Below are 445 nucleotides of genomic sequence, written 5' to 3' on the forward strand. Positions count from 1 at the left end.
CCGTCCCACCGCACGGCGATGGATCCTGGCGGCCGCTGAACAAGCCGACCGCCTCGGCGCCCAGTCACTGTCCGAACAGGTCCGTCTACTCGCCCGTAGCAGCAAACTTTCGCTCGGCGCACAGGCCGAACCGCGCGCCCGTACCGGAGAACTCGAACGCCTCGGGCTGACGGAACGCGAAATCGAAGTGCTCCATCTCGTCGCAGCGGGCCGGTCCAACCGCCAGATCGGTGAGCAACTGTTCATCAGCGCGAAGACCGCCAGCGTGCACGTCTCCAACATCCTGGCCAAACTCGGCGTCAACAGCCGGGGCGAGGCCAGCGCCACCGCCCACCGCCTACACCTCCTTGACGAATAGGTGGGGGGCGAGGAGGCGCTCGCCGGCGACGGTCTGCGAGTCCCGACACGGCACTTCGAGCGCGTCCGGCCAGTTCTGAGCCAGGAT

General features: G+C 67.6%; 1 protein-coding gene. It reads left to right on the forward strand.

Annotation, left to right across the window (positions count from 1 at the left end; translation table 11 throughout):
• A partial coding sequence (locus C1I92_RS33070) for a response regulator transcription factor (RefSeq protein ID WP_146605398.1) occupies window positions 1-358 on the forward strand: 358 nt, incomplete at its 5' end.
• Window positions 359-445: the final 87 nt, after the last annotated feature.

Source organism: Jiangella anatolica (assembly GCF_003236295.1).
Classification (GTDB): Bacteria; Actinomycetota; Actinomycetes; order Jiangellales; family Jiangellaceae; genus Jiangella; species Jiangella anatolica.